This is a genomic window from Paraburkholderia sp. HP33-1, from assembly GCF_021390595.1.
Lineage (GTDB): Bacteria > Pseudomonadota > Gammaproteobacteria > Burkholderiales > Burkholderiaceae > Paraburkholderia.
Window position 1 is genome coordinate 3,151,147 of record NZ_JAJEJR010000001.1, and the last position, 19,629, is coordinate 3,170,775.

Here is a 19,629-nt window from a genome sequence, read left to right on the forward strand (position 1 = left end):
CGGACGCAGCAACAAAAATGGCGATGCCACCGTGGCATCGCCATTTTTCTTTGCAGCGGCGTAACGCGGACATCCCTCGCTCACCGTCGCCGCGTTCCCATTCTCCGCTCGCGTATCCACACCACCAGCCGCCACCCCAGCAACGCGATCATCACCGCGCCGTAAATCTTTGGCAGCAGCAGATCGTGCTTGCCCGCCTTCATCCACCAGAAATGCAGAATCGCGAGCACGCCGATCACATAGATCGCGCGATGCAGTGTCTGCCAGCGGCGCCCCAGCTTGCGCACCATCGCGCGCGGCGACGTGACCGCAAGCGCGATCAGCAGCACGAACGCGGCGAAGCCCACCGTGATGAACGGCCGCTTGCCGATGTCCTTCAGAATCTCCGCGACATCGAACCACTTGTCGAACCACAGGTACGTGGTGAAATGCAGCGTGGCATAGAAGAACGTGTAGAGCCCGAGCATGCGCCGGAACCGCACCAACGCGGCGACACCGGTCAGACGGCGCAGCGGCGTCACCGTGAGCGTGATGCACAGGAACACGAGTGTCCACAGACCCGTCGAGCGCGTAATGAACTCGATCGGATTCGCGCCGAGCCGGTCGGTCACGCCGAACAGCACTATGCGTGCGAGCGGGTACAGCGCCGCGATGAAGACCACGACTTTCGCCGGTACCACCCAGCGCGCGCCACCAGCGGAACGCGGCTTCGCCGCCGACACCGACGTCGCGCGCCGTGCCGCTGGCTCGTTCCGGGTGACAGATTGCGTGTCGGAAGCCATCGCGTGCGCCTCAGAAGTTCTTCTTCAGGTCCATGCCTTGATAAAGCGACGCGACCTGATCGGCGTAGCCATTGAACATCAACGTCTTGCGTTTTGGCGTGAAAAAGCCGTCCTCGCCGATGCGTCGCTCGGTGGCCTGACTCCAGCGCGGATGATCGACGTTCGGATTCACGTTCGAATAGAACCCGTATTCGTTCGACGCGTACGTGTTCCAGCTCGTCGACGGCTGCTTCTCGACGAAGCGGATTTTCACCAGCGATTTCGCGCTCTTGAAACCGTACTTCCACGGCACCACGACACGCACCGGCGCGCCGTTCTGATTCGGCAGCACCTGGCCGTAGAGGCCCATCGTCAGCAGCGTCAGCGGATGCATCGCTTCGTCCATCCGCAGGCCTTCGGAGTAGGGCCAGTCGAGTATGGGCGCCGACAATCCGGGCATCTGCGACGGATCGGCGAGCGTGATGAACTGCACGTACTTCGCGTTGCCGGTCGGCTCGACGCGTTTGATCAGCTCCGACAATGAGACGCCGATCCACGGCACCACGATCGACCAACCTTCGACGCAGCGATGCCGGTACACACGCTCCTCGAGCGGCGCGAGCTTCAGCAGGTCGTCGATGTCGTAAACCTTCGGATTCTTGATCTCGCCTTCGACGCTCACCTTCCACGGACGCGGCCGCAACGTGCCCGCGTTCTGCGCGGGGTCGGATTTGCCGGTGCCGAACTCGTAGAAATTGTTGTAGCTGGTAATGTCCTTGTACGGCGTGATCTTGTCGAGCGCGACGAACCTGGTGTTGGTTTTCGCCGCGAGCTTCTGCGCTTTCGGATCTGGCGACGAGTACGTGGCGAGCGCCTCGCCGCTCACGCCGATCAGGCTGCCGAGCGCCACGGCGCCCGCGGCCTGCAGGATGCGTCGGCGGTTCTCGAACACGTGCCGCGGCGTGATTTCGCTGCGCGCGATGTCATCGCCGGTCAGTTGGATTCTGTCGCTTCGCTTGATCCACATCGTGCTGCTCCTTGCCGGCCCGCCTCGTCGTGCGCGTTGCAGAGCCATGTTGATGATCGCCCGTTTGGGGGCGTCTGTCATCCTGAGGTACTCAATCAGCAAACACCGCGATGCAATGAATATTCCATCGGCCATAAAAAACCGCCGGTGCAAAGCACACGGCGGTTCTTAGTCGGTTCAGCGCGGCGGATCTTACAGCTTGCCGTAGCTATGCAATCCCGACAGGAACATGTTCACGCCGAGAAACGCGAAGGTCGTGACGAGCAGGCCGGTCAACGCCCACCATGCGGCGACCGCGCCGCGCAGGCCCTTCATCAGACGCATGTGCAGCCAGGCCGCGTAGTTCAGCCAGACGATCAGCGCCCACGTCTCCTTCGGATCCCAGCTCCAGTAGCCACCCCACGCTTCGGCGGCCCACAGCGCGCCGAGAATCGTCGCGATCGTGAAAAACGCGAAGCCGACCGCGATCGACTTGTACATCACGTCGTCGAGCACGTCGAGCGCCGGCAGACGATCGGCCAGCACGCCGCGCTCCTTCGCCAGATACGCGACGCCGACCATCGCCGACAGCGCGAAGCTGCCATAGCCGATGAAGTTCGCCGGCACGTGAATCTTCATCCACCAGCTTTGCAGCGCCGGCACGAGCGGCTGGATCTGCTGCGCGTCGCGCGAGACCGAGTACCACATCAGGAAACCGACGGCTGCGCTGATCACGAGCAACACGAACGCGCCTAGCGCACGCGTGTTGTAGTGCTGCTCGTAGTACAGATAGAACAGCGCAGTGATCAGGCTGAACAGCACGAACACTTCATAGAGGTTCGAAATGGGAATATGGCCGACGTCCGCGCCGATCAGGTACGACTCGTACCAGCGCACCATCATGCCGACAAAGCCCATCAGCACCGCCGCCCACGTCATCTTCGAGCCGATTGCGGCGCCGGTCGGCGAGCGCGACAGCAGCGCGATCCAGTAGAACACGGTCGCGAACACGAACAGCGCGCTCATCCACAGGATCGCGGACTGGCTCGACAGGAAATACTTGAGGAAAAACGCGTTGTCGGCGCGGCTCAGATCCCCCTGGTAGATCTGGATCGCGAGCAGCGACAGCGCGGCGATCCCCGCCATCAGCGGACGCACCGGCTTCCAGCGCCAGCCGAGCACAACGAAAACCGGCACCGAGCACACCAGCACCAGTTTGTCGTAGTAGTTCATGAACGGGTAATAGCGCGACAGCGCGAACCCGGCGCCCCCGACGAGCGCGAGCGCGAACAGCCAGTCGACGATCCCGAGCCGTTTCAGGAACGGCCGCTCGTCGTAGAGCGGGAGTTCGGGCGTGCTGTTCGCAAACGCCTTGTCGGCGCGCGAAGCAGACGGAGAAGAAGAGGAGGAGGAAACCTGAGTCAAGTCCATGATCTTACCGGGTCGAATCCTTTGAGCTTGCCGACGATGCGGCGGCCTGAGCGGCCGGGGTGGCATCGGCTGCTTCGATGAGTTTCGCGCCCAGTGCGGCGCTCACGGCGTCGCGCGTCTGGACGAACTCCTTCTCGAAGTCTAGCGTCTTGCGCGCGCTCGACATCGCCATCACGACGCTCGTGCCGTGGTCCGTATCCTTGAGCCAGAACCACAGGCGCCGTTCGCGGACGTAGAACATCGAAAAGATGCCGAATACGAGAAGCAGGCTGCCAAGATACACGACTTTTTTGCCCGGTGCGCGTGTCAACTGAAATACCGAAGCTTGCACCTGCTTGAATGAGTCAAGCTGCAAATAGACCGGCGATCCATACAGAAAGCTGTCGGATATCGCATTGAGCGAACTCTGGATGAAGCGGCTCGTGTCTGCGTTGGCCGGCGCGGCGGGCTCGCCGAGCTGCTGGCGCGAAAGCTGCCACAGATCCCACGTCGCGCCTTCGAGCATGCGCAACAACAGGCTCGCGGCCTTTTCCTGCTCGTCTTTCGGCACTGAATGGTCGATAAAACCGGCGATCGCCTGGAAGCCGCCGAGCGTTTCTTCATTCGGCATCTTCATGTTGCGGTCGACGCCCGCAAAAAGGGTCAGCACCCGCAAGGCACTTTCCTCCAGATGCTGCTGCAACTCCGCATTCGAGCCCGGCACCGAGCGCTGCGCGAACTGATGAGCGGCGATGGCACGCTGGTTCGGGTCTTCGAGCGTGGCGCGCAGGTTCATCCATTCCTTGAGCGTGCCGCCGCTGTCGGCGGGAATGCGCAAGTAGCGGAACGGGTCGTCGGGATTCATGCGCATGCCGGCGAGGAACATCTTCTCGCCGTTCACATCGACCGGCAGCATGTAGTTGTTGTACTCGCGCGCCTGGCCGTCCTTGCCGCGAATCTTGTACTGCACCGACGGACCGACGTTGTGCAGATCGAGCGGCTTCGAGGTCTTCGCGCCGGAGCCGAGGCGCTCGTCGAGGGCTTCCTTCAGCGAGTGCTGCGCGGCGACGCCGCGCGCATCGTTCTGGCCATTGCCGTTCGAGATGTTCTCGACGTTGATCGCGCGGAAGTCGGTGAATTCGACGGTCTGGCCGCCGGCGAGCGGCGTGGCCGAGCTCAACGGCGCGCTGCCGCCGATCGTGCCGCCGAACGGCGCGGTCTTCGCGCTCGGGCCGGACATCGGGTACGCCGTCATCTGCATTTGCGAGCCGCCGTCCTGGAAGCTCGACTGATAAATCGACACGCCGTCGTATTCGAACGGCTTGTTGACTTCGACCCGCGCCGGCACGCGCGCGCCGGTCTTGTGGTCGATCACGACGATGTCGCTCGCGAACAGCTTCGGCATGCCGGTCGAGTAGTAATCAACGATGAACTTGTTCAGCTCGATCGAAAACGGCAGGTCCTGGATCAGCGAACCGTCTGGCTGGTTCAGGATCGCCGTCGACACATGCTCCCCTTCCGGCACCCATGCGTAGCCACGGAACGTCGGGTTCGACTGCGACAGACGATGCTCGGGCGGAATGTCGTTGATGATCGTATTCGAGCGGATCGGCGACTTGTCGAACAGCCACATCTGCAGTTTGATCGGCAAATTACTGTCGAGCAGGCCGCCGAGACAGATCACGACAATCGCGAGGTGCGCGGAGATGTAGCCGAACCTCGTCAGCGCGCCACGCTTCGCGGCGATCAGCGTGGCGCCGTCCGACTCGCGCGTGACGAACTTGTAGCCGAGCTTCCCCGACAGTTTGGCGAGCACGGTCGCGGTCTGCGCGCGCGTGCCGTGCACCGCGAACTCACCCTTGTGATGGAACGCGCGCAGGCTGCCTTCGCGCACCTTGTCCTTCCAGCTCTTCGCGTCGGCGAGCATCTTCGGCGCATTGCGGATCACGCACAGTGACACCGACACCATCAGGAAGCCGAGGATCAGCATGAACCACCACGAGCTGTACACCGTGTAGAGGCTCAGCGCACGGAAGATATCGGCCCAGAACGGACCGAACTGGTTGACGTAGTTGGGATACGGATCGTCCTGCGTGAGGACGGTACCGATGATGCTGGCAATCGACAGAATCACGAGCAGCGCAATGGCGAAACGCATCGAGCTCAGGAGCTCGATGGTGCTGCGCATGACGCGATTGCCCGACTTCGACTGCAGACCCGACGTGGTGACGCTCATTCAAACTCCGACTGAACAGCAAAAAAGGGTGAAGGGCTGTCGTAACCACGACACCCTCACCCTTTTCTTGTTTTTCAACGGCCTCGTCGGGCCGGTTGGATTCGCGCGTGCGAACCGCTTAATGCAGCCCCGCGATGTAGTCGGCAACCGCTTTGATTTCGTTGTCCGACAGACGCGATGCTATCGCATGCATCGCGTCGTTGTTATTGCGAGCGCCCGGACCTTGCGTGAACGCGCCCAACTGCGTCACCGAATACTCGGCCCACTGCCCGGACAGGCGCGGAAACTGGATCGGAATGCCCTGCCCCGCGGGCCCGTGGCAGCTCGCGCAGGCCGGCACGCCGCGGTCTGCAATTCCACCGCGATAGATCTGTTGACCCAGCGCGACGGTGTTCTTGTTGTGCGCATAGCCGGGCTTCGGCGTCTGCGTCGAGAAATAAGCCGCGACGTTGATCATGTCCTGATCGGAAAGCGCGGCGGCCATGCCCGCCATGATCGCATTGTTGCGCGCAGGCTGTTTCGCGCCCGGTTGTGTCTTGAAATCTCTGAGCTGCTTGACGAGATACTCAGGATGCTGGCCCGCCAGCTTCGGATATGCGCCGCCGGCACTGTTGCCGTCTGCCCCATGACATGACGCGCATACCTGTACCGCGATTGCCTGCCCCCGATTGATGTCCGGCTTTGCCGGATCTGCTGCTCGTGCCTGAATTGCCAAACCTGAAAGACCTGCCGCTACATGAAGCACCATCAGAGTCTTGCTCAGTCGATTCATTCGCACACCCTGTCTCGTCTTGTGGGATTTTAGAGGTTCTGCAAAGTACGACGACGGCGACCGAATGACCACCAGGAGCCGCCAAGGCACGTGGGGCGGCCTCCTAAGGTTTCCAGTAAACCGTCGTATTGTACAATAACTCGCTAATCGCTTAGACGCCAGTCGGGCTTGACCCCGCTCCCGCTGTGGGCTCCGCGGCGTCTCCAATCTGGCTTCCACCATGCCCTTCCTGCTCCACGAATCCCGCTTCTTCACCACCGTCAATCATCTGCGTGACCTGCCTGCTACCGCGCAGCCCGAGATCGCTTTCGCGGGACGCTCGAACGCGGGCAAGTCGACCGCGATCAACGTGCTTTGCAATCAGAAGCGACTTGCGTTCGCGAGTAAGACGCCAGGCCGTACGCAGCACATCAATTATTTTTCGGTTGGCAAGGCAGATGAGCCGACCGCTTATCTGGTCGACCTGCCGGGCTACGGTTATGCGGAAGTGCCGGGCGCGGCGAAGGCGCACTGGGAAGCGCTGCTATCCACGTATCTGCAATCGCGCTCGCAACTGCGCGGCATGATCCTGATGATGGATTCGCGCCGCCCGCTGACGGAACTCGATCGACGGATGATCGAGTGGTTCGCGCCGACCGGCAAGCCGATCCATACGCTGCTCACCAAATGCGACAAATTGACGCGCCAGGAAAGCACGAACGCGTTGCGCACCGCGCAGAAGGGACTGGCCGAATATCGCGCCGCCGGCTATCGCGGTGAGCTGACCGCGCAGCTGTTTTCGGCGCTCAAACGGACGGGGCTCGACGAAGCGCACGAGCTGATCGAGAGCTGGTTGATCCCGCAGGCGGCGGGGGAAACAGGCGAAGCGCCGGCCGCCGGGTAAGCGTCTATCGGTGCCAGAATCCTGCCGCGCGCGTGAGATGCCGTTAAAGCACGCATCAAAGCGTGTTTGCGGCCGCACATAAAAAAACCCGCCGCTAGAACGGCGGGTCAAACAGCCTAATCGAAAAACGACAGGCACCCGCTCAGGGAGGAGAAGCGGGGAGGTCAGCGCCAGGCGCCTTGCTCGATCGGTATGATATACCATTGTCTCGAAAAGTTTCCGGGAGCGGAGCCAGGTGCTATTTGTCCACTCCACCCATCCACGATCTTCGATTCGATATGAGCTTCTACCCGCACCACCGTCCGCGCCGCATGCGCCGTGACGACTTCTCGCGTCGCCTGATGCGGGAAAATATCCTCACTACCAACGATCTGATTTACCCCGTATTCATCGTCGAAGGCATCAATGTGCGACAGGCCGTGCCTTCGATGCCGGGTGTCGAGCGCGTGTCGGTTGATCTGCTGATGGGTGTCGCCGAGCAATGCGTCGATCTGGGCGTGCCGGTTTTGTCGCTATTCCCCGCGATCGAGCCCTCACTGAAAACCCCCGAAGGGCGCGAGGCCGCCAACCCGGCGGGCCTGATTCCGCGCGCGGTGCGTGAGCTGAAGAAGAATTTCCCGGAGCTCGGCGTGCTCACCGACGTCGCGCTCGATCCGTACACGAGCCACGGCCAGGACGGTGTGCTCGACGAGACCGGCTACGTGCGCAACGACGAGACGGTCGAGATCCTCGTCGATCAGGCCCGAGTGCAGGCGGAAGCCGGTGTCGACATCGTCGCGCCGTCGGACATGATGGACGGCCGCATCGGCGCGATCCGCGAAATGCTCGAGAGCGAGGACCACATTCACACGCGCATCATGGCGTATGCGGCTAAGTACGCTTCAGCGTTCTACGGCCCGTTCCGCGATGCCGTCGGTTCCGCGACGAACCTCGGCAAAAGCAACAAGATGACCTACCAGATGGACCCGGCTAATTCGAATGAGGCGCTGCGCGAAGTGCAGGCCGACATCAACGAAGGCGCGGACATGGTAATGGTCAAGCCGGGCATGCCGTATCTGGACATCGTGCGTCGCGTGAAGGACGAGTTCCAGTTCCCGACGTACGTGTACCAGGTGAGCGGCGAATACGCGATGCTGAAAGCCGCCGCACAGAACGGCTGGCTCGATCACGACAAGGTCATGATGGAATCGCTGCTCGCGTTCAAGCGTGCCGGCGCGGATGGCGTGCTGACGTATTTCGCGCTCGATGCCGCGCGGATTCTGCGTTCGCAGAAGTGAGCCGGCGCGCGGTTTTGCGCGCGCCTGTTGAAATAAAAAACGGAGGGGAACCCTAGGGTTTCGCCTCCGTTTTTTTATGCTGGTCGTTTTCGCCACTGCGGCCTGGCAACACCCAACGGCGTTCGATTACACCCCCGACGCCCTCGCCCGGTCCAGCGTACGCAGGAATTTATCCGCCGATTCGTAGCCAACCACTCGCAAGACTTCCTTGCCGCCTTGATCGAAGAAAATAATCCCTGGCGGGCCGAACAGGTTGAAGCGCTTGAGCAGCGCCTGGTCGTCGGTATTGTTCGCGGTGACGTCGGCGCGCAGCAGACTCATCTGCTTCAGCTTCGCCTGAACGCGCGGGTCGCTGAACGTGAATTTCTCCATTTCCTTGCAGCTCACGCACCAGTCCGCGTAAAAATCGAGCATGGCAGGCTGTGCGGCCGTTTTGACGGCCTGGTCGAGCTGATCCGACGAACGTACCGGGGCGAACGTCAGATCGCTTTGTGACAGCGTTGCGGCCGCGTTCGAGCCGTCATTCGCGACGGTCGCGTGATTGCCGGCGCGCTCTGCGAGCACCGCCAGCGGCCGCAGTGGATCCGACGAACCCGCCGCGAGGCCCACTAGAAGCGCGGCAGCCCAGACAGCCATCACGACGCCGACCGCCCGGCCGAACCGGCGCCATACCGAGCCGCCCGCAACCGATGAGGAAAACAGGCCGAGCGTAACTGCAGCGATCAGTAGCCAAAGCGCGCTCAACAGCATCGACGCCGCCCCGCCGAGCACGGGCCAGACGATCCACAGCGCGGCCGCGAGCAGCACGACACCAAAGAACACCTTCACGCTGTCCATCCACTTGCCCGCGCGCGGCAGCAGCGTGCCCGCGCCAAGGCCGATGATCAGCAGCGGCACACCGAGTCCGATGCCCATCGAGAACAGCGCCGCGCCGCCGAGCACCGCATTGCCTGTATGCGCGATGAACGCGAGCACCGCAAAAAGTGGCGCGGTCATGCAGGCGCCGACCACCAACGCCGACAGCGCGCCCATCACGGCGACCGCGGTAAATTTGCCGCCCGAGCCGCCCGTTGACGCGCTCGACATGCGATCGCGCCAGCGCGGCGACAGTTCGATATCCACACCGGCGATCAGCAGCAGCGCGAAAATCGTCAGAAGCCCGCCGAACGCGCCGAGCACCCATGGATTTTGAAGCCACGCGCCGAGACTCTGCCCAACGAGCGCCGCCATGACGCCCAACACCGTATACACGAGCGCCATCCCGATCACATACGCGAGCGACAGCGCGAAACCACGCCCACGCGTCACGCTCGGGCCCTCACCGATGATGATCGCCGACAGGATCGGGATCATCGGGTACGAGCACGGCAGCAGGCTCAGAATCGCCCCCGCGACGAAATAAAGCCCGACGATCGCGAAGAAGCCACCACGCTGCAGCAACGACTGCGCGTAGTCGGCGCTGGTCGCGCGTTCGTACCAGGGTTCGTCGTCGATGGAGGTAGATTGTTGCGCGGCTGGGGCGGCTAGGGTCGCTACTGCGCTGCCGGCCGGTTGCAATGCCTCACCGCTCACGTGGTACACGCGCTCCATCGGCGGATAGCAGATGCCGGCGTCGGCGCAACCCTGCGACGTGACCGCGAGATCGAAGGGTCCGGCAGCCTGCTTGACCGGAATGCGGATCGTCAATTCGTGGCGGTAGGTCTCGACGTTCTTATTGAAAGTCTGATCGAACTTCACGTGACCGGCCGGCAGTTGCGGCTCGCCAACCGTCGCCGTGCCGTTGCGGGTCGCGAACGCGAAGCGTTCGCGGTACATGTAGTAACCGTCCGCGATCTTGTACGTCACGACGACTTCGCCGGGCTGCTCGGTCGCGCTGAACCTGAACGCGACGGCAGGGTCGAGGAAGTCATCCGCGGCGCGCGCGAACGTGCCGAACTGTGCGAGGAGCACGCAGCCGAGCAGAAAGAATACGGTGCGCATCGCAGCGCGTGCACGCCGGTCGAGACCGTTAAACATGAAGAGGACGTTGGGTTTCAGCAGTGATCCACTGGCCATACGCGGGAGAGGCCGTCGCTTGCCATGAAAGGATTTCTGGCGTGTCGTAGGGATGATGCGCCTGAATGAATTGCTCGAGCTCGAGCGCGCGGACAGCGCTCGTCTTGAACAGCAGTTGGATTTCCTGCGCGGCTTCGATCGCGCCCTGCCAGTGATAGCTCGACTGCACGGTACCTAGCTGCGTGACGCACGCGCAAAGGCGCGCCGCAAGCGCGTCAGCGGCGAGCTTTTGAGCGACGGCCGCATCTGGCACCGTCGTCAACATCAAGGTCACATTCGCGCTCACATAAAACTCCGGCGACGCAGGATTTCGATCCCGATATCGTATCACTTGGCCCTGCCGCCCCGCAGAGCGCCACGCGGCATTTGGCCACTGCGGTTTGGCTTCGCCGTCCATGAAGAATCTGCCGCCGAAAACAAAAAAGCCAGGCGATGCGCCTGGCTTTTTGTCGAAGCTAAGAAACTTACTCAGCTTCTTGCACTTCAGTTTCTTCAACTTCCGGACGGTCGAGCAGTTCGACCAGTGCCATCGGCGCGTTGTCGCCAACGCGGAAGCCGAACTTCAGCACGCGCAGGTAGCCGCCCGGACGGGTTGCGTAGCGCGGGCCGAGGACTTCGAACAGCTTCGTGACCGAGTCACGATCGCGAAGACGGTTGAACGCCAAACGACGGTTTGCCAGCGACGGCTTCTTGCCGAGCGTGATCAGCGGCTCGACGACTTTACGGAGTTCCTTCGCCTTCGGCAGCGTAGTCTTGATGACTTCGTGCTCGATCAGCGAGTTAGACATGTTACGGAGCATTGCCAGACGGTGGCTGCTCGTGCGGTTCAGTTTCCGCAGACCATGACGGTGACGCATGTTAATTCCTTCAGTTCAAAGTTTTGGTCCAGCTCTTCTATCGCACTCGCTCTGCCCAGATCAGCAGCACACAGTGAGCGCACGGGCCGGTAGTGAAAAAAGACAAGACGCGGATTTTAAAGGAAAATCCGCGTCTTTGCCAGTACAGTACAGCGGTACAAATCGCGGGTTAAACCCGACCGACTTGCCGGCTTACTTGTCGAGACCAGCCGGCGGCCAGTTTTCGAGCTTCATGCCGAGCGTCAGACCACGCGACGCCAGAACTTCCTTGATCTCGTTCAGCGACTTGCGGCCCAGATTCGGCGTCTTGAGCAGCTCATTCTCGGTGCGCTGGATCAGGTCGCCGATGTAGTAGATGTTCTCGGCCTTCAGGCAGTTCGCGGAACGAACCGTCAGTTCGAGATCGTCGACCGGGCGCAGCAGGATCGGATCAATCTGCGGTGCGCGCGACGGCGCTTCGGCCGCTGCTTCGGTACCTTCCAGCGCCGCAAACACCGACAGCTGATCGACCAGAATACGCGCCGATTGACGGATCGCTTCCTCCGGCGAAATCACACCGTTGGTTTCGATGTTCATCACGAGCTTGTCGAGGTCGGTGCGCTGCTCGACACGAGCACTTTCAACCGCGTAGCTCACGCGACGAACCGGCGAGAACGATGCGTCCAGCACGATACGGCCGATGATCTTGGCCGACTCTTCGCCGTAACGACGCACGTTGCCCGGTACATAGCCCCGGCCCTTTTCGACCTTGATCTGCACGTCGAGCTTGCCGCCCTTCGACAGATGCGCAATCACGTGATCCGGGTTGATGACCTCGCAATCGTGTGCGAGTTCGATATCGCCGGCGGTGACCACGCCTTCGCCTTCCTTGCGGAGCGTAACCGTGACTTCGTCACGGTTATGCAGCTTGAAGACGACGCCCTTCAGGTTCAACAACAGGTTGACCACATCCTCTTGCACACCGTCGAGCGTCGAATACTCATGCACGACGCCTGCAATCGTCACTTCGGTCGGCGCGTAGCCCACCATCGACGACAACAGCACGCGCCGAAGCGCGTTACCCAAGGTATGGCCATAACCGCGTTCAAACGGTTCCATGACCACTTTCGCGTGGCTCTCGCCAAGCGATTCAACTGCGATGATCTTGGGCTTCAACAAACTGGTTTGCATAGGTTTTCCTTTTCAATACCCTCGGCTCGTTACACCGATAAGGCTGACCGGTCACAACCTGAAAATAAACAGCCGAGACGCCCCCTTGCGCAACGCAATCGGGGTGCCCCGGCCATCAATCCGATTACCGCGAATACAATTCGACGATCAGGCTTTCGTTGATGTCGCCAGCGATGTCGCTGCGCTCCGGCTTCTGCTTGAAGGTACCTTCGAACTTCTTCGCGTCGACCGCGACCCAACTCGGCATACCGCCTTGTTCAGCGAGCGACAGGGCTTCGATAATACGAGCCTGCTTGCGCTTCTGTTCGCGCACGGCGACGACGTCGCCAGCCTTCACTTGCATCGACGGGATGTTCGTCACGACGCCGTTCACCGTGATCGCCTTGTGGCCCACAAGCTGACGTGCTTCAGCGCGCGTCGAGCCGAAGCCCATGCGATACACGACGTTGTCCAGACGCGACTCAAGCAGTTGCAGCAGGTTTTCACCCGTGTTGCCCTTCAGGCGGTCCGCTTCAGCGAAGTAGCGACGGAACTGGCGCTCGAGGACACCGTAGATACGCTTCACTTTTTGTTTTTCGCGCAGCTGCGTGCCATAGTCGGACGTACGTGCGCCCGAGGTACGGCCGTGCTGGCCCGGCTTGCTGTCAAGCTTGCACTTGTCAGCGAGCGAACGACGGGCGCTCTTCAGGAAGAGGTCGGTGCCTTCTCGGCGGGACAGCTTGGCCTTGGGGCCGATATAACGTGCCACGTTGATTCCTTCTGTGATTTATCACGCGAATGCTTCCACTCGCGCTAGTCCGAACCCTTTGGCTCGAACGGTGGGCTTAGTCAATTCAATAACGCGCGCAGCCCGCCGCCGCGCAAGGCGGCAACAGGCTCGCTCGCAAAACCAGCGTCTTAGATACGGCGACGCTTCGGCGGACGGCAGCCGTTGTGCGGGACCGGCGTCACGTCGGAGATCGCGGTGATCTTGATGCCAAGACCATGCAGCGCGCGCACCGCCGATTCACGGCCAGGACCGGGGCCCTTGATCCGCACTTCGAGGTTCTTCACGCCGTATTCCATCGCCACGCGGCCAGCCGATTCAGCTGCGACCTGAGCTGCAAACGGGGTCGACTTACGCGAACCCTTGAAGCCCTGACCACCCGACGTTGCCCAAGCAAGCGCGTTGCCTTGACGATCGGTGATCGTGATGATGGTGTTGTTGAACGACGCGTGAACGTGAACCACGCCCTCGGCGACGTTCTTCTTGACCTTCTTGCGAACGCGTTGCGCCGCGGAGTTGTTCGAAGCCTTAGCCATTACGTTTTCCTGTAACTGTCAGTTCCGCTTACTTCTTCAGCGATTGCGCTGCACGACGCGGACCCTTGCGCGTACGGGCATTCGTACGCGTACGCTGGCCGCGCAGGGGGAGACCCTTACGATGCCGCACGCCACGATAGCAGCCGAGATCCATCAGGCGCTTGATGTTCATCGTCGTTTCACGGCGCAGATCGCCTTCCACGATGAACTTGCCGACTTCTTCACGCAGCTTTTCGAGGTCTGCGTCAGTCAGGTCTTTGACCTTCTTCGAAAATGCCACACCAGCAGCGACGCAAATGTCGCGCGAGCGCGTGCGACCGATACCGTAAATAGCCGTCAGGCCGATTTCAGTATGCTGGTGATTCGGGATGTTAACCCCTGCGATACGAGCCATTGTTTTTCCTCAAACAAAAAGCGCAAGCAAAAGCGCGGCGTTCAGCCTTGACGCTGTTTGTGGCGCGGATCAGAGCTGCAAATCACGCGCACAACGCCTTTGCGCTTGATGATCTTGCAATTGCGGCAAATGCGCTTAACCGATGCCATCACTTTCATGATATTACCCTTTTTTCAAATCACTTCGCCCGGAACACGATCCGCGCACGCGACAGATCGTAAGGCGTCAATTCAACCGTCACCTTGTCGCCCGGCAGAATCCGGATGTAGTGCATCCGCATCTTGCCGGATATGTGTCCCAACACGACATGGCCGTTTTCCAGCTTTACCCTGAAGGTAGCGTTAGGCAGGTTCTCAATTACTTCGCCCTGCATCTGGATAACATCGTCTTTGGCCATAAGTCCTTTCAACGCATCGGGACGCCGCCGCCTTTGAAATTAGCTTTCTTCAGCAGCGATTCATACTGTTGCGACATAACGTACGACTGCACCTGCGCCATGAAATCCATTGTGACGACGACAATGATCAGCAGCGACGTTCCACCAAAATAAAACGGCACGTTCCAGCGCAGCACCAGAAATTCGGGCAGCAGGCAAACGAACACGATGTAGATCGCACCGGCCAGCGTCAGACGCGTGAGGATGCGGTCGATATATCGCGCCGTCTGATCGCCCGGGCGGATGCCAGGGACGAAAGCGCCACTCTTTTTCAGGTTGTCGGCCGTTTCTCTGCTGTTGAACACCAGTGCGGTGTAGAAGAAGCAGAAGAAGACGATCGCCAACGCGTACAGCAACACGTACACAGGTTGACCGGGCTTCAGGGCTTCGGCCACGTTGTGCAACGTGTCTGCGAACCAGCTGGTACGCGAACCCGAACTGAACCAGTTCAGGATAGTTGCCGGGAAGAGAATGATCGACGACGCGAAGATCGGCGGAATCACACCCGACATGTTCAGCTTCAGCGGCAAATGCGAAGACTGGCCGCCGTAAATCTTGTTGCCCACCTGCCTCTTGGCGTAATTCACAAGAATCTTGCGCTGGCCGCGTTCGATGAACACCACCAGATACGTCACAGCAGCAATCAGCGCGACGACGATAATCGCCGAGATGATGCTCATCGAGCCAGTTCGCACCAGTTCAAAGAGACCACCGATTGCATTCGGGAAACCCGCTGCAATACCGCCAAAAATGATGATCGAGATACCGTTGCCAAGCCCGCGCTCCGTGATCTGCTCACCCAGCCACATCAGGAACATCGTGCCAGTCACCAGCGTTACGACCGTCGTCAACCGGAACACCATCCCCGGATCAATCACGAGGCCCGGCTGATTTTCCAGTGCGACGGCGATACCGAACGCCTGGAACGTCGCCAGCACAACCGTGAAGATCCGCGTGTACTGCGTAATCTTCCGCTGACCTGCCTGCCCTTCTTTTTTCAGCGCTTCGAGCTGCGGCGATACAATCGCCAGCAACTGCATGATGATCGACGCCGAAATGTACGGCATGATCCCAAGCGCGAAAATCGTGAACCGCGAAAGTGCGCCACCCGAAAACATGTTGAACATGCCAAGGATGCCGCCCGACTGGCTCTGGAACAACTTCGCCAGTTGGTCCGGGTCGATACCCGGCACCGGAATGTGCGCGCCGATGCGGTAGACGACCAGCGCCAGCAGCAGGAATACTGCTCGCCGACGCAGATCGCCAAACTTCGCCGCGCTGCGACCGGGTTTTGCGAGGCTCGGACTGTTAGCCAAGTACCTTCTCCGATGCAAGTGCTAGTGACGGCAAATAACTTGCGCGTTACTCGGCGAAAGAGCCACCGGCCGCTTCGATAGCAGCGCGTGCGCTCTTCGTTGCACCGAGACCCTTCACAACGACCTTGCGCTTGAGCTCGCCCGTTGCAATGATCTTGGCGCTACGGATCAGCTCGCCGACCAGGCCGGCTTGCTTGAGAGCCAGCAGATCGATTTCGTCGACCGGCAGCTTCTCGATATCCGAGAGACGCACTTCACCGACGAATTCCTTCGTCAGCGAGGTGAAGCCACGCTTCGGCAGGCGACGTTGCAGCGGCATTTGACCGCCTTCGAAGCCAACCTTGTGAAAGCCGCCCGAACGCGACTTCTGACCCTTGTGACCACGGCCAGCGGTCTTGCCGAGGCCGGAGCCGATGCCGCGACCAACGCGACGCTTTGCGTGCTTCGCGCCTTCAGCCGGCTTCAGGTTATTCAATTCCATTATCAACTCCTTGAGTCCTGGTCAGCCGCTTAGCTGATGACCTTAACGAGGTACGAAACCTTGTTGATCATGCCGCGCACAGCCGGCGTGTCCTGCAACTCGCTAACCGAGTTGAGTCGGCGCAGGCCCAAGCCACGCACCGTTGCACGGTGCGATTCACGGGTGCCGATCAGGCTCTTGACGAGCTGGACCTTGACAGTTTTATCAGACATGGTGTCCACCTTTAGCCCAGAATGTCTTCGACGGACTTGCCACGCTTCGCAGCGATGTCGGCCGGCGTGGACTGCTTGCGCAGACCGTCGAGCGTCGCACGAACGAGGTTGTACGGATTCGTCGAACCGTGGCTCTTGGCCACGACGTTCTGCACGCCCATCACGTCGAACACTGCGCGCATCGGGCCGCCTGCGATCACGCCGGTACCGTCCTTCGCCGGAGCGAGGAGGACCGTCGAGGCGCCGTGCTTACCGTGCACTTCGTGTTGCAGCGTACCATTCTTCAACGGCACCTTGAACATGTTGCGGCGAGCCTGTTCCATCGCCTTCTGGACAGCGACCGGCACTTCCTTCGCCTTGCCCTTGCCCATACCGACGCGGCCATCACCGTCGCCAACCACGGTCAGTGCAGCGAAGCCGAGAATACGGCCACCCTTCACGACCTTGGTCACGCGGTTGACCGAGATCATCTTTTCACGAAGGCCGTCGTCGCGTTCGTCAGCCTGAACTTTAGCTTGCATCTTTGCCATGACGAATTCTTCCCTTAGAACTTGAGTCCGGCTTCGCGCGCCGCATCAGCCAGCGCTTTCACGCGGCCGTGGTAACGGAAACCCGAACGGTCGAAGGCGACGGATTCGATGCCGGCAGCCTTAGCCTTTTCTGCAATGCGCTTGCCGATCAGGGTTGCAGCAGCAACGTTGCCGCCCTTGCCCGACTGATCGGCCAGTTGCGCACGCACTTCGGCTTCGAGCGTCGACGCGCTGGCGAGCACCTTGGTGCCGCACGGCGAGAACACTTGCGCATAGATGTGCGTGTTCGTGCGATGCACGGCGAGACGCGCGACCTGCAGCTCAGCGATCTTGATACGCGTCTGACGAGCGCGGCGCAGGCGAGATTGAGTCTTATCCATGATTGCGCACCCTTACTTCTTCTTCGTTTCTTTGAGGATCACAACCTCATCGGCATAGCGCACGCCCTTGCCCTTGTAGGGCTCCGGCGGACGGTAGCCGCGCACTTCTGCAGCTACTTGACCGACTTGTTGCTTGTTGATCCCCTTGATCACGATTTCGGTTTGCGACGGGGTTTCTGCCTTGACGCCAGCCGGCATCTGGTGCACCACCGGGTGCGAGAAACCCAGCGACAGATTCAGCTTGTCGCCTTGCGCTTGCGCGCGGTAACCAACGCCAACCAGCGTCAGCTTGCGCTCGAAACCCTTCGTCACGCCATGCACCATGTTCGCAACCAGTGCGCGCATCGTGCCCGACATCGCATTCGCTTCGCGGCTTTCGTCGACCGGCTCAAACTTCAGCGTGCCGTTGTCGTTCACCACTTTCACGAGGCTGTTGGCAGCCTGCGAAATCGTACCCAGCGGACCCTTGACAGTGATGCTTTCGCCGCTCAGGGCCACTTCCGCGCCTTGCAGCACGATCGGGCTCTTACCTACTCGAGACATGTTTCTCTCCTTTCGGCCTTAAGCGACGTAGCAGATGACTTCGCCGCCAACGCCCGTTGCACGTGCCTTGCGGTCCGTCATCACGCCCTTCGGCGTCGACACGATTGCCACGCCCAGGCCATTCATGACCACAGGGATGTCGTTACGGCCGCGGTACACACGCAGACCAGGCTTCGAGACGCGTTCGATGCGCTCGATGACCGGACGGCCAGCGTAATACTTCAACACGATGTTCAATTCCGACTTCGCACCTTCGGACTTCACTGCGAAATCGTCGATATAACCTTCGTCCTTCAGGACCTGCGCAATCGCAATCTTGACTTTCGACGAGGGCATAGTCACCGAAACCTTCTCAACCATCTGCGCATTGCGGATGCGAGTCAGCATATCGGCGATAGGATCACTCATGCTCATTTATGTTTCTCCTATTACCAGCTCGCCTTGGTCAGGCCAGGGATCTCGCCGCGGAACGCGATTTCACGAATCTTGTTACGCGCCAGCCCGAATTTACGGAACGTGCCGCGCGGACGACCGGTAATTGCGCAACGGTTGCGCTTACGAGTCGGATTGGAGTTGCGCGGCAGTTGTTGCAGTTCCAGACGTGCGGCGTAGTGCTCTTCGTCCGACTTGCTCATATCGCCAATGATCGCCTTCAACTCCGCACGCTTGGGAGCGTACTTAGCAGCGAGGCGAGCACGCTTCTTTTCACGTTCGATCAGTGCCAGTTTAGCCACGGTAACCTCAGTTTCTGAACGGGAACTTGAAGCCGGCGAGCAGAGCCTTTGCTTCGTCGTCAGTCTTCGCAGTCGTCGTGATGCTGATGTTCAGCCCACGCAGTGCGTCGATCTTGTCGTAGTCGATTTCGGGGAAAATAATCTGCTCTTTCACACCGATGTTGTAGTTGCCGCGACCATCGAACGCCTTGCCCGACACGCCACGGAAGTCGCGCACGCGGGGGAGCGCAACCGTCACGAAACGGTCGAGGAATTCGTACATTGCCTGGCCACGCAGCGTGACCATTGCACCGATCGGATAGCCCTGACGGATCTTGAAGCCAGCGATTGCCTTGCGTGCCTTCGTGATCACCGGCTTCTGACCTGCGATCTTCGTCAGATCGCCAACGGCGTTTTCGATGATCTTCTTGTCAGCGATCGCTTCGCCAAGGCCCATGTTCAGGGTGATCTTGGTGATGCGCGGCACTTCCATCACGGACTTGTAACCGAACTTCTCGACGAGGCCGGGTACAACCTTCTCTTTGTAAAACTCTTGCAAACGAGCCATTTTTTACTCCGCAGCGTCAGGCGCTCAGTACGGCACCGGTCGTCTTGAGGAAACGAACCTTCTTTTCCCCTTCGACCTTGATGCCTACACGCGATGGCTTGCCATTCGCGTCCACCAATGCGACGTTCGAAATTTGCAGCGGCATCGTCTTGGCTTCCACACCGCCCGTCGTACCCTTCATCGGGTTCGGCTTGACGTGCTTCTTGACGAGGTTGATGCCCTCGACAGTCGCCGTCTCGCCGTGAACAGCCAGCACTACGCCACGCTTGCCCTTATCTTTGCCGGTGATGACGATAACTTCGTCACCTTTGCGAATCTTGTTCATCG

26 protein-coding genes are annotated in these 19,629 nt (G+C 60.4%); 2 read left to right on the forward strand and 24 right to left on the reverse strand.

Annotated features, from left to right (window positions below; translation table 11 throughout):
• Positions 1 to 80: 80 nt before the first annotated feature.
• From msrQ to L0U81_RS14495, 5 genes are all read right to left on the reverse strand, one after another.
• A complete protein-coding gene (gene msrQ, locus L0U81_RS14475) occupies positions 81 to 782 on the reverse strand; it encodes a protein-methionine-sulfoxide reductase heme-binding subunit MsrQ (RefSeq protein ID WP_233803723.1) in 702 nt (233 codons plus the stop codon).
• A 10-nt stretch (positions 783 to 792) separates the two neighbouring features.
• Positions 793 to 1,788 (reverse strand): protein-methionine-sulfoxide reductase catalytic subunit MsrP, encoded by a 996-nt coding sequence (msrP, locus tag L0U81_RS14480; protein ID WP_233803725.1) that lies wholly within the window; start codon positions 1,786 to 1,788, stop codon positions 793 to 795.
• Positions 1,789 to 1,980: 192 nt separating this feature from the next.
• Complete coding sequence (ccsB, locus tag L0U81_RS14485) at positions 1,981 to 3,198, reverse strand: c-type cytochrome biogenesis protein CcsB (protein WP_233803727.1); 1,218 nt, start codon at positions 3,196 to 3,198, stop codon at positions 1,981 to 1,983.
• A 4-nt stretch (positions 3,199 to 3,202) separates the two neighbouring features.
• Positions 3,203 to 5,413: a cytochrome c biogenesis protein ResB gene (locus L0U81_RS14490; RefSeq protein WP_233803729.1), complete on the reverse strand. Its 2,211-nt coding sequence runs from the start codon at positions 5,411 to 5,413 to the stop codon at positions 3,203 to 3,205.
• Between the two features lie 118 nt (positions 5,414 to 5,531).
• Positions 5,532 to 6,185, reverse strand: a complete 654-nt coding sequence (locus L0U81_RS14495; RefSeq protein ID WP_233803731.1) for a c-type cytochrome — start codon at positions 6,183 to 6,185, stop codon at positions 5,532 to 5,534.
• A gap of 220 nt (positions 6,186 to 6,405) precedes the next feature.
• Between L0U81_RS14495 and yihA the strand changes: the two genes are divergently transcribed.
• Together yihA and hemB are read left to right on the forward strand one after the other, a co-directional pair.
• A complete protein-coding gene (yihA, locus tag L0U81_RS14500; protein ID WP_233803733.1) occupies positions 6,406 to 7,068 on the forward strand; it encodes a ribosome biogenesis GTP-binding protein YihA/YsxC in 663 nt (220 codons plus the stop codon).
• Positions 7,069 to 7,346: 278 nt separating this feature from the next.
• Positions 7,347 to 8,345 carry a porphobilinogen synthase gene (gene hemB / locus L0U81_RS14505; RefSeq protein ID WP_233803735.1) on the forward strand — a complete coding sequence of 333 codons (999 nt, stop codon included), beginning with the start codon at positions 7,347 to 7,349 and terminating at the stop codon, positions 8,343 to 8,345.
• A gap of 126 nt (positions 8,346 to 8,471) precedes the next feature.
• Here the strand turns inward: hemB and dsbD are convergent, their stop codons facing one another.
• The 19 genes from dsbD to rplX form a co-directional block, all read right to left on the reverse strand.
• Positions 8,472 to 10,361: a protein-disulfide reductase DsbD gene (dsbD, locus tag L0U81_RS14510; RefSeq protein ID WP_233803737.1), complete on the reverse strand. Its 1,890-nt coding sequence runs from the start codon at positions 10,359 to 10,361 to the stop codon at positions 8,472 to 8,474.
• Positions 10,354 to 10,665, reverse strand: coding sequence for a divalent-cation tolerance protein CutA (gene cutA, locus L0U81_RS14515; protein ID WP_233804345.1), 312 nt, complete (start codon positions 10,663 to 10,665; stop codon positions 10,354 to 10,356). The genes dsbD and cutA overlap by 8 nt, the downstream gene beginning before the upstream one ends.
• Before the next feature lie 199 nt (positions 10,666 to 10,864).
• A complete protein-coding gene (gene rplQ / locus L0U81_RS14520) occupies positions 10,865 to 11,257 on the reverse strand; it encodes a 50S ribosomal protein L17 (protein WP_008923330.1) in 393 nt (130 codons plus the stop codon).
• 192 nt (positions 11,258 to 11,449) lie between these two features.
• Positions 11,450 to 12,427: a DNA-directed RNA polymerase subunit alpha gene (locus L0U81_RS14525; RefSeq protein ID WP_007730697.1), complete on the reverse strand. Its 978-nt coding sequence runs from the start codon at positions 12,425 to 12,427 to the stop codon at positions 11,450 to 11,452.
• A 124-nt stretch (positions 12,428 to 12,551) separates the two neighbouring features.
• Positions 12,552 to 13,175, reverse strand: a complete 624-nt coding sequence (gene rpsD, locus L0U81_RS14530; protein WP_013090752.1) for a 30S ribosomal protein S4 — start codon at positions 13,173 to 13,175, stop codon at positions 12,552 to 12,554.
• 149 nt (positions 13,176 to 13,324) lie between these two features.
• A complete protein-coding gene (rpsK, locus tag L0U81_RS14535; RefSeq protein ID WP_006052224.1) occupies positions 13,325 to 13,729 on the reverse strand; it encodes a 30S ribosomal protein S11 in 405 nt (134 codons plus the stop codon).
• A 28-nt stretch (positions 13,730 to 13,757) separates the two neighbouring features.
• Positions 13,758 to 14,123, reverse strand: coding sequence for a 30S ribosomal protein S13 (rpsM, locus tag L0U81_RS14540; protein ID WP_008923332.1), 366 nt, complete (start codon positions 14,121 to 14,123; stop codon positions 13,758 to 13,760).
• A gap of 41 nt (positions 14,124 to 14,164) precedes the next feature.
• Complete coding sequence (gene rpmJ, locus L0U81_RS14545) at positions 14,165 to 14,281, reverse strand: 50S ribosomal protein L36 (protein ID WP_004199844.1); 117 nt, start codon at positions 14,279 to 14,281, stop codon at positions 14,165 to 14,167.
• A gap of 20 nt (positions 14,282 to 14,301) precedes the next feature.
• Positions 14,302 to 14,520: a translation initiation factor IF-1 gene (gene infA, locus L0U81_RS14550; RefSeq protein ID WP_004521905.1), complete on the reverse strand. Its 219-nt coding sequence runs from the start codon at positions 14,518 to 14,520 to the stop codon at positions 14,302 to 14,304.
• 8 nt (positions 14,521 to 14,528) lie between these two features.
• Complete coding sequence (gene secY, locus L0U81_RS14555; RefSeq protein ID WP_013090753.1) at positions 14,529 to 15,875, reverse strand: preprotein translocase subunit SecY; 1,347 nt, start codon at positions 15,873 to 15,875, stop codon at positions 14,529 to 14,531.
• A gap of 46 nt (positions 15,876 to 15,921) precedes the next feature.
• Complete coding sequence (rplO, locus tag L0U81_RS14560) at positions 15,922 to 16,356, reverse strand: 50S ribosomal protein L15 (protein WP_008923334.1); 435 nt, start codon at positions 16,354 to 16,356, stop codon at positions 15,922 to 15,924.
• Positions 16,357 to 16,385: 29 nt separating this feature from the next.
• Complete coding sequence (gene rpmD, locus L0U81_RS14565) at positions 16,386 to 16,568, reverse strand: 50S ribosomal protein L30 (protein ID WP_008923335.1); 183 nt, start codon at positions 16,566 to 16,568, stop codon at positions 16,386 to 16,388.
• An 11-nt stretch (positions 16,569 to 16,579) separates the two neighbouring features.
• Positions 16,580 to 17,098, reverse strand: coding sequence for a 30S ribosomal protein S5 (gene rpsE, locus L0U81_RS14570; RefSeq protein ID WP_007730604.1), 519 nt, complete (start codon positions 17,096 to 17,098; stop codon positions 16,580 to 16,582).
• 14 nt (positions 17,099 to 17,112) lie between these two features.
• Positions 17,113 to 17,478, reverse strand: coding sequence for a 50S ribosomal protein L18 (rplR, locus tag L0U81_RS14575; RefSeq protein ID WP_008923336.1), 366 nt, complete (start codon positions 17,476 to 17,478; stop codon positions 17,113 to 17,115).
• 12 nt (positions 17,479 to 17,490) lie between these two features.
• Positions 17,491 to 18,021, reverse strand: a complete 531-nt coding sequence (rplF, locus tag L0U81_RS14580; RefSeq protein WP_233803739.1) for a 50S ribosomal protein L6 — start codon at positions 18,019 to 18,021, stop codon at positions 17,491 to 17,493.
• Between the two features lie 18 nt (positions 18,022 to 18,039).
• Complete coding sequence (rpsH, locus tag L0U81_RS14585) at positions 18,040 to 18,435, reverse strand: 30S ribosomal protein S8 (protein ID WP_027199076.1); 396 nt, start codon at positions 18,433 to 18,435, stop codon at positions 18,040 to 18,042.
• A 14-nt stretch (positions 18,436 to 18,449) separates the two neighbouring features.
• On the reverse strand, positions 18,450 to 18,755 hold the full coding sequence (gene rpsN, locus L0U81_RS14590) for a 30S ribosomal protein S14 (protein ID WP_006052215.1): 306 nt from the start codon (positions 18,753 to 18,755) through the stop codon (positions 18,450 to 18,452).
• Positions 18,756 to 18,762: 7 nt separating this feature from the next.
• Entirely contained in the window at positions 18,763 to 19,302 is a 540-nt protein-coding gene (gene rplE, locus L0U81_RS14595) for a 50S ribosomal protein L5 (RefSeq protein WP_233803741.1), read from the reverse strand.
• A gap of 16 nt (positions 19,303 to 19,318) precedes the next feature.
• Entirely contained in the window at positions 19,319 to 19,627 is a 309-nt protein-coding gene (gene rplX, locus L0U81_RS14600; protein ID WP_233803743.1) for a 50S ribosomal protein L24, read from the reverse strand.
• Between the last annotated feature and the right edge of the window lie 2 nt (positions 19,628 to 19,629).

What these genes read in the sequence shown, in the direction of transcription:
- msrP (WP_233803725.1), bottom strand. Translation starts at nt 1,788, where the DNA reads ATGTGGATCAAGCGAAGCGACAGAATCCAACTGACCGGCGATGACATC.
- L0U81_RS14525 (WP_007730697.1), bottom strand. Translation starts at nt 12,427, where the DNA reads ATGCAAACCAGTTTGTTGAAGCCCAAGATCATCGCAGTTGAATCGCTT.
- hemB (WP_233803735.1), top strand. Translation starts at nt 7,347, where the DNA reads ATGAGCTTCTACCCGCACCACCGTCCGCGCCGCATGCGCCGTGACGAC.
- dsbD (WP_233803737.1), bottom strand. Translation starts at nt 10,361, where the DNA reads ATGTTTAACGGTCTCGACCGGCGTGCACGCGCTGCGATGCGCACCGTA.
- infA (WP_004521905.1), bottom strand. Translation starts at nt 14,520, where the DNA reads ATGGCCAAAGACGATGTTATCCAGATGCAGGGCGAAGTAATTGAGAAC.
- msrQ (WP_233803723.1), bottom strand. Translation starts at nt 782, where the DNA reads ATGGCTTCCGACACGCAATCTGTCACCCGGAACGAGCCAGCGGCACGG.
- rplQ (WP_008923330.1), bottom strand. Translation starts at nt 11,257, where the DNA reads ATGCGTCACCGTCATGGTCTGCGGAAACTGAACCGCACGAGCAGCCAC.
- ccsB (WP_233803727.1), bottom strand. Translation starts at nt 3,198, where the DNA reads ATGGACTTGACTCAGGTTTCCTCCTCCTCTTCTTCTCCGTCTGCTTCG.
- rpsM (WP_008923332.1), bottom strand. Translation starts at nt 14,123, where the DNA reads ATGGCTCGTATCGCAGGGGTTAACATCCCGAATCACCAGCATACTGAA.
- L0U81_RS14495 (WP_233803731.1), bottom strand. Translation starts at nt 6,185, where the DNA reads ATGAATCGACTGAGCAAGACTCTGATGGTGCTTCATGTAGCGGCAGGT.
- rplX (WP_233803743.1), bottom strand. Translation starts at nt 19,627, where the DNA reads ATGAACAAGATTCGCAAAGGTGACGAAGTTATCGTCATCACCGGCAAA.
- L0U81_RS14490 (WP_233803729.1), bottom strand. Translation starts at nt 5,413, where the DNA reads ATGAGCGTCACCACGTCGGGTCTGCAGTCGAAGTCGGGCAATCGCGTC.
- rplF (WP_233803739.1), bottom strand. Translation starts at nt 18,021, where the DNA reads ATGTCTCGAGTAGGTAAGAGCCCGATCGTGCTGCAAGGCGCGGAAGTG.
- rpmJ (WP_004199844.1), bottom strand. Translation starts at nt 14,281, where the DNA reads ATGAAAGTGATGGCATCGGTTAAGCGCATTTGCCGCAATTGCAAGATC.
- rplR (WP_008923336.1), bottom strand. Translation starts at nt 17,478, where the DNA reads ATGGATAAGACTCAATCTCGCCTGCGCCGCGCTCGTCAGACGCGTATC.
- rpsK (WP_006052224.1), bottom strand. Translation starts at nt 13,729, where the DNA reads ATGGCTAAGGCTTCGAACAACTCCGCGGCGCAACGCGTTCGCAAGAAG.
- yihA (WP_233803733.1), top strand. Translation starts at nt 6,406, where the DNA reads ATGCCCTTCCTGCTCCACGAATCCCGCTTCTTCACCACCGTCAATCAT.
- rpsE (WP_007730604.1), bottom strand. Translation starts at nt 17,098, where the DNA reads ATGGCAAAGATGCAAGCTAAAGTTCAGGCTGACGAACGCGACGACGGC.
- cutA (WP_233804345.1), bottom strand. Translation starts at nt 10,665, where the DNA reads ATGTTGACGACGGTGCCAGATGCGGCCGTCGCTCAAAAGCTCGCCGCT.
- rplE (WP_233803741.1), bottom strand. Translation starts at nt 19,302, where the DNA reads ATGGCTCGTTTGCAAGAGTTTTACAAAGAGAAGGTTGTACCCGGCCTC.
- rpmD (WP_008923335.1), bottom strand. Translation starts at nt 16,568, where the DNA reads ATGTCTGATAAAACTGTCAAGGTCCAGCTCGTCAAGAGCCTGATCGGC.
- rpsH (WP_027199076.1), bottom strand. Translation starts at nt 18,435, where the DNA reads ATGAGCATGAGTGATCCTATCGCCGATATGCTGACTCGCATCCGCAAT.
- rplO (WP_008923334.1), bottom strand. Translation starts at nt 16,356, where the DNA reads ATGGAATTGAATAACCTGAAGCCGGCTGAAGGCGCGAAGCACGCAAAG.